The sequence below is a fragment of the Limimaricola cinnabarinus LL-001 genome, from assembly GCF_000466965.1.
In the GTDB taxonomy this organism is placed as follows: domain Bacteria; phylum Pseudomonadota; class Alphaproteobacteria; order Rhodobacterales; family Rhodobacteraceae; genus Limimaricola; species Limimaricola cinnabarinus.
Window position 1 is genome coordinate 1 of record NZ_BATB01000101.1, and the last position, 7,621, is coordinate 7,621.

Annotated in this window: 3 protein-coding genes and 1 pseudogene; all 4 read right to left on the reverse strand. The window is 58.3% G+C overall.

The features are described 5' to 3' along the window. Positions 1-699 precede the first annotated feature (699 nt). Positions 700-3,012 (reverse strand): EcoAI/FtnUII family type I restriction enzme subunit R, encoded by a 2,313-nt coding sequence (gene hsdR, locus MBELCI_RS17735; protein ID WP_021695626.1) that lies wholly within the window; start codon positions 3,010-3,012, stop codon positions 700-702. A gap of 256 nt (positions 3,013-3,268) precedes the next feature. Next, entirely contained in the window at positions 3,269-4,441 is a 1,173-nt protein-coding gene (locus MBELCI_RS17740; protein ID WP_045320463.1) for a restriction endonuclease subunit S, read from the reverse strand. After that, complete coding sequence (locus MBELCI_RS17745; protein WP_021695628.1) at positions 4,438-5,889, reverse strand: class I SAM-dependent DNA methyltransferase; 1,452 nt, start codon at positions 5,887-5,889, stop codon at positions 4,438-4,440. The genes MBELCI_RS17740 and MBELCI_RS17745 overlap by 4 nt, the downstream gene beginning before the upstream one ends. Before the next feature lie 220 nt (positions 5,890-6,109). Next, a pseudogene (locus MBELCI_RS21135) lies at positions 6,110-7,621 on the reverse strand (hypothetical protein); the annotation flags it as partial.

A 7,621-nucleotide genomic window follows, 5' to 3' on the forward strand; every position in this document is an offset into this window, starting at 1 on the left:
AACGTGGCCGAAACCGCCTGGAGTGAGCTTAATAGCTGGAAACGTTGGGGCCGAGAAAAGCTTTCAAGATGAAACCTGCTCTCTTAATAGGGGGGCCTATGGGCTGGTCGCTGATCAGCCATTAGTCAAACCATTATAGTACTTATTGCAGAGGGCTAGCTCGATCTGATGCTGCTGGGACATCGAGTTTCCGGTCCTAGCGTAGTTGCTCTCCATGTCTTCGAAATATAGATCCTTGATTTCCATAATCATCTCCAAGCTCTCCGTGAAGGCTCCGCTGACCTATCTTCGCTGCGACCCAGCATTGTATTTCTTACGATTCCAGCTTCTTGTGCCAAGACTGCATATCGCCCTTTAAAAAGCATTTCATCTTCTTGTGTGGCACTCGGCGTCTTCGCTGTCCTGGTTGCCACTTCAAGGAATAGTGCTGAACACCGGGCCGCTAGATAGTTGAGCATCTGGAGGGATGGCTCTTGGTTGATTGCGTCCTGCAAAGGTCTCAAGTTCTGGGCTACGCTACTGGTCGCCGGTACGGTCATCAAAAGTAGCGTAGCGGCAAACGAAAATTTTCGGATAGATTCAATCATTTTTTAATTCCTAACTAATGTGGCGACATGCCCAGGGGGAATCTCTTGCGCTCGGGTAGGGGCTATGATTCCGTGATATGCTGCAGATGGGTTTAGGCACTCCGAGGAAATTCTAATTTAGGTAAAGGCTCTTTTGTAGCTTTCTGTAGGCTGACTGAATTGTGGAGATGGACCCTAACCTATTGCGAGCTTGTGTAACGCCGCCGTATTTGGCGGTCAGAAGCGGTGTCAGTCGGTCCTTTGCTAACTCCCGCTCGCCGCCTTCGACGTACGCTTTGAGTAGAGCTGCTAGAAATTGCCTCTGCTCCCCGTCGGAGGCGGCAAGCCATCCCTCTTCTACCGCCGATGCTCGCAGACGTCGGCTCTTCGGTGGGTGCGTGTAGAGGACATAAGCCAGCACGTCGAAGAGATCGCTATCGGGGGCGTCCACGAGACGCCGCAGGTCATCCATGACCTCGTGGTCATAGCCCCGCTCGCCGAGCTTGGTCAGGAAGGTTTCTCGTGTATCGGGATTGCTCCAAGTGGCACGCAACTCGTCCTCGTCGGCAACCAACTCTCCTAGATCTCCGAAGAGCCGCTTGAGGAAGTCGGTTGCCGAGATCGGCTTTCCGTCTGCGCTCCAGTAGCTCGTTGACGCGATATATCTGATCTCTCGCGCCTTGCCGTCCGCTAGTTTGACCACGACCTTCTGGGTCGGCTCGTCATCTTCATCCTCCGAGGGCAGGTCATCCGGTTCCTTCGGCTCAGGTTTAGAGCGAGGCGGGCCGGGAGCGACCGGCTCTTCGGGTTCGCCGTCCCATTCGGGGTCTTGGAAGTTCTCGTGGGCCTTTACGAAGTCCCAGATCGTGAAGAAATCCTTCCCATCGAAGGTCCGCGTCCCGCGTCCGATGATCTGCTTAAACTCGATCATGGACTTGACCGGTCGCATCAGAACGATGTGGCGTACGTTGCGAGCATCTACGCCAGTCGAGAGCTTCTGCGAGGTGGTCAGGATTGTTGGGACGCTCTTCTCGTTGTCTTGGAACGTCCGCAGATGCGCTTCGCCAATCGCCCCGTCATCTGCCGCCACGCGGTGGCAGTAGTCGACATCAGAGCTGTCCTTGATCTGGTTAATGAGGTCGCGGACGAGGGCCGCGTGGGCTTGTGTGGCGCAGAACACGATCGTCTTCTGGCGCTGGTCGATCTGCGCCATGAACTCGCGTACACGGCTTAGCTCGCGCTCGGGCATTTCGATGATACGGTTGAAGTCTTCTTCACGGAAACTCTGGCCGATCTCGATCTCTCCCGCGAGGACCTCGTCCTCCGGATGATAGACGTACTCGTCGATCGTGCTGGCCATCTGGCGGACCTTGAAGGGCGTCAGGAAGCCATCCTCGATGCCGTCGCGCAGGGCGTAGGTGTAGACCGGCTCTCCAAAGTAGCCGTAGGTGTCGGCGTTATGCTTGCGCTTGGGCGTCGCGGTAAGGCCGAGCTGCACGGCTGGCTCGAAGTATTCGAGAACCGCCCGCCATTCGCTCTCGTCCTTCGCGCCGCCCCGGTGGCATTCGTCGATGACGATGAAGTCGAAGAAGTCGCGCGGGTAGTCCTCGTAAACCGGCTTGCCCTCGCCGGTCATGAAGGTCTGGAAGATCGTGAAGAAGACGCTCGCGTTGCGCGGTGGTTTGCCGTGGTTCTTGCGAATTGCGTCGGGATCGATCCGGGCGAGTGCGTCCGACGGAAAAGCCGTGAAGGCGTTGTAGGCCTGATCCGCGAGGATGTTGCGATCCGCGAGAAAGAGGATACGGGGAGAACGGGTCGGCTCGCCAGAGAGGCTCCAACGTGCCTTGAAAAGCTTCCACGCGATCTGGAAGGCGATAGAAGTTTTGCCGGTCCCGGTGGCCAGCGTCAGCAGGATGCGCTTCCTGCCCTCGGCCACGGCGTCCAGCGCGGCGGTGATCGCATTGTGCTGGTAGTAGCGCGGCTCCCATTTCCCGCCATCGGTCTCGAATTCGACCTCGCCGAAACGCTCGCGCCACTCGTTGCGCTCAGCGAAGCAGCGCTCCCACAGTTCATCGGGCGACGGGAGCGGCAGAGCGACGTCGTCCTCGGTCCCGGTCGCCATATCGATGCCGTACCAAGCCAACCCGTTTGAAGCGTAGGCGAAGCGCGCCCCGAGGCGCTGGGCGTAGTCCTTGGCCTGCCCGACGCCCTCGCGATAGCTGATCCCAGCGCGCTTGGCTTCCAGCGTGGCGAGCTTGTGGCCTTTGTGGATCAACACGTAATCGCAGGATAGCCCCTTGCCGCGCTTGCCACTTGATTGGATGCGGCCGGGGCAGATGACCTCGCGTCGGACCTTCGAGCCGTTCTGACCCCAGCCAGCGGCTGAGAGGACCGGGTCAATGCGCCCAGCGCGCGTGTCGGCTTCGGTTTCGTCGTTGATACTCATATCAGCCCATCGATGCTTAATCCCGCCGCCCCGCCCTGGCAGGACGGGCATTTGCGGTGGTGGAAGTCCGATCCGTTCGCCCCGTAGCGACGGCCGCAGAGACTACCGTCGTCCAGGCGCCGTGCGCAGAATACTACCCATACGACCTGCTGATGGTCCGTGCCGGGGCGGTCGGTGCGCGCGATCAAGACCTGATCGTTTCGGCTAACTTCGCCAAGCTGGCGTTTCGATGTTCCCACGAGCAGCGTCTCCTAGGTCAAATCAGTTCGCCCGCGAAGGCCTTCTGCAAAAGCGACTGACGGAGATCGCCAATATCTTGGAGCTTGGCCTCATATTTAGATTTAATTGCTCCCGCCGCAGCTTCGAATTCCATGGTTTTCTCAACAATCGACGACTGCAGTATAATACTAGGGACCTCTACCGGCATCCCTTTGATGATGCCCATATTTAACCCGTCCATAACCGACCCCGATGCCTGCGTTGAAAGATATGCGCGCGCCTTCGGGCTGGATAGAAAATAGCGATGAAGGTATCCGGGCAGGCACTTCGTTTGATCTAGAGAAATACAGCAAAGATGCTTGGTATTGATGGCGACAGGGATATCGTCGGGGACTACCGCGCAACGCCCGCATGTACCCATGATCGTGATTATAACGTCTCCGGGGTTGACCGTGTATCGGTGAAGCTGGTCATATTTCTCAGTCGTAATGAACCTGCTTTTTCCCCACTTGAATCTGTTGGATACAGCATTGTCGATTCCAAGTACGGCAATGCCTTCGTCGACAAACTCGCTATGAAGAAGCTGGCTGCCAAACGGTCCTGTTCGGATCGAACCTCGCTTTGGAAGAGCAAGGTCCTTGACGGTCATGACTTCAGTAGAGGCTTCGCCATGAAGCGCCTCGAATTGAGAAGCTACGAAGGCGTCGAATAACGACTGCGCACTCTGCAAGTTGGCCTCGGCATGAGCGCGGGCGCGGGCCAGACCATCGAAGGCCTCGTCCAGAACCGCAACGATCCGCTGTTGTTCTTCTATGTTGCTCGGAATCCAATAACGTTCGCTATGGACGTCGTTTCGGTTGAGGGTAGGTACACCCGCACCAGACGAGAAGCGACCAAGATCGACATAATGCAGTAGATAATAGACGAAACGCGGATCATTGCCGTGGAAGTCTTTTACGTAAAGCGCTGTATTCAGCGGCCAGAAATCATCTTCAATAAAGAATACATTCCCGATGCTTCCACTTCGCCCCGTGGCAACGCCTGGTCCTTTCACTTTCGCAACTGCGTGGGTATCAGTCGGTCCGCTTGACGTCACGAGCGGGAAATTTCCCGGTTCGCGCAACCTCTTCGGAAGATCAAACCCCCGTTGCAGAGTAGAAATTTTGCCAAGCGGCTTCTCCACCCATCCTGCGGTCGCGAAGTCCTTCACAGCATCCCCCGGATATTTTCTAGGATGTCCGCTGTCTCGGCATCGCGTGCCAGCATGTCGGCGATGATCTCTTCGGGAGATCGCAGGGCCTCGGCCTCCGGCGCGTTCGGGTTCTTGACCGACAGGTCAAAGGTCGCCGCATCGAGGTCGGTGCGGTTCACAATCCAACTTTTCGGCCCGGTCTCGCGGGTACGGTGCAATTCCACGAACTCGACCAGATCGGCGTCGTTGAGCGGGTTGGTTTTGCCCATGCTCCGTCCCGGGTCGAGCTGGTAGAACCAAATGTCCCGCGTCGGTGCGCCCTTGTCGAAGAACAAGACCACGGTCTTTACGCCCGCGCCTTGGAACGTCCCCTGCGGGCAGTCGAGGACGGTGTGCAGATTGCAACTCTCAATCAGCTCCTTCCGCAGTGCCACGCTTGCGTTGTCGGTGTTGCTCAGCACGGTGTTCTTGATGACCACCGCCGCCCGGCCCCCAGCCTTTAGCTTGCGGATGAAGTGCTGGAGGAACAAATAGGCGGTCTCGCCGGTACGGATCGGGAAGTTCTGCTGGACCTCTTTCCGCTCGCCGCCACCGAAGGGCGGATTGGCGAGGATGATATCGTGCCGGTCCCGCTCTTGGATATCCATCACGTTCTCAGTGAGCGTGTTGGTGTGGATGATGTTGGGGGCCTCGATCCCATGCAGCACCATGTTCATGATGCCGATGATGTAAGCGAGCGACTTCTTCTCCTGCCCGTAGAAGGTCGCGGTTTGGAGGGTTTCCCATTCGGCTGCCGACAGTTGCGGCTGGCGCAGATGCTCGAAGGCCTCGCATAGGAAGCCCGCTGAACCTGCCGCACCGTCGTAGATGGTCTCGCCGATCTTGGGATCAGTCACGCGGATCATGGCCCGAATGAGCGGGCGGGGAGTGTAGTACTCGCCGCCATTGCGGCCCGCATTGCCCATCCGACGAATGCGGGTCTCATATAGCTCCGAAAGCTCGTGGCGCTGGGCTTGGGTGTTGAAAGACAGCCCGTCGATGACCTCCAGTACGTCACGAAGGATATAGCCTGAACGGAACTTGCTGCGCAGCTCGGTGAAGACCTCACCGATCTTATATTCGATAGTTTTAGGCCTAGTAGCCGCCGACTTGAACTTGGCAAGGTACGGGAAGAGCTGCTCGTCAACAAAACGCACGAGATCCTCGCCGGTCCGGGCGCTGTTATGGTCGAGTGTACCGTCGTCGAGCTTAGGTGCAGCCCATTCGGACCAGCGGAAGATGCCGCCGATGATTGGCGTGTACTCGCGGTCCTCCAACTCTGCCCGGTCACGGCGCTCGGCCTCCAGTGCATCAAGATAGCGCAGAAACAGGACCCACGAGATCTGCTCGACGTAGTCCAGCTCGTTGGCGATCCCCTCCTCGGCGCGGAGATCCTTTTCGATACGGTTGAAGGCGTTCTCGTACATCGCAACCTTTCCGGTCAACGTGATGAAATTCAAGTTCTTGCGCTGGGCGCGTGGAGTCAATGGCACTCGCTGCCGCGTTGATCGCGTGAGGTTCTGGGAGGTAGCCCGCCGCGACGGCTCGCTCTTGATCGCAGGGTATCTCGACGGCTGGAAGTCTGTATCAGCAGCTTGGTCCTCCAACCACCGTGGCCCTACGCCCGCTTGGATCGACCTGTTGGGCCTAGTCCGAATTCTCATCGGCACTGGGTAGGGCTAAGAAGGCATCGAGTCGTTTGTCGTGACCCTCTTGAGTGGCGAGAATTTCGCCGAGGTCCTGCGTCGTCTCAGCTCCGAAGCCCTCGGAATCCATTTCTTGCTCTGCGGCCTGCTCGGCAAGAATTTGGTCCAGATCAGGTTCGACGGGTTTGAGCTTGGTCACCACGCCGCAGATTGCGGTCAGGGCGGCCTGCATCCGCTCATTGAGCAGATCACGGTGGCCTTCATGGACGAGGAAGCTGTCGTGGATCGGCAGGATGGGGATGCCGCTGTCGATGAAGGCGAGCATTACCCGCTCGGCCACGTCACTGTCCTTGCGCTGCAGGCGCTTCCCTACGCCGGTGTAGAAGTGATGCGCAATCGGCTCGTGGGCCGTGAGGATCGCATCTGAAACCTGTCGCCAAGTCATGTCGAAGCGGCCGGGATTGATCCCCTTCGGAGCCTGCCGTAGCTCCTTGCCCGCGTTGAGCATCGCATTGAAGGCCGCCTTGACCATGCTGCGGAGGTCATCACCGCCTTTGGCTTCTGTCCCGGCGTCGAAGATGCATCGGTAGCAATCCTCGGGCGGCTTAACGCCAGCTTCGGCGTAGAGGATCACTGGGTGCAGGTTGGAGTAGTCGATCTCCACCATTCGCTTGCCGTTGACGAGCAGGTGACGGCGATACTTCTTCGGCACGTTTTGCCACCAGCCACCGTAGAACCGGCCGCCAGTGGTGAGATCCGCATCGTTGAAGACACGGTGGAGGGTCCGACGGTCCAGTGCGAGAGGCTTTCCCCCATCGGGATCGTCGGCCAGCCGGGCCTGTAGCTCGGCCAGCTCGGCATCGGGAATAAGAAGGTCATACCAGCGGCTCGTTAGTACCCGGTTGATCCGCTCTAGGTGCCACTGCATCAGCAGGACCTCACCGGTCTCAGGAGCGAGAGAGGCCTCACGACGGCCATCCTCCGTCTTCACCTGAATGCGGATCGGCGCATACGGCATCGACGGTGGCACGATTACCGGCAGGACCTCCTGTTCTTCGGGCGTAAACTTCCCGATTAGGTGATCCGTAGCTCGGTAGCGGGTCAGGCGGCTTCGGGTAGAGCCATCCTTGCGGCCCTGACGGTCGTAAACCCCCTTCCTAGTCTGCTCCAGATAACCCAACTCCAACATGCCTTGGTAGGCTCGCTGCACATGGATGCTATGAGCGAGGTCGGCAGGTGAGGCGGGTGTGCTATACCAGTTTCGGTGAAGGTGAATGCTCGACTCACCCTTCCGCTTGCGCTGGTAGACCACGGCCACGCTGTCCCGGATCAGGGTCTCCACCGAAGCCCGGAGCATCTGGAGTTGCTCACCACGTAAGCGTCTCTTCGGCTTACCCGTATCAACCCACTGATGAGCCTGGATCTCCTCGACCACCTTATCGACGATCTGGAAGAAGCGATGGTAGCGACGCTCACGAGCAATGCGTTGGATGCAGGCGGTTTCGGCCACGTT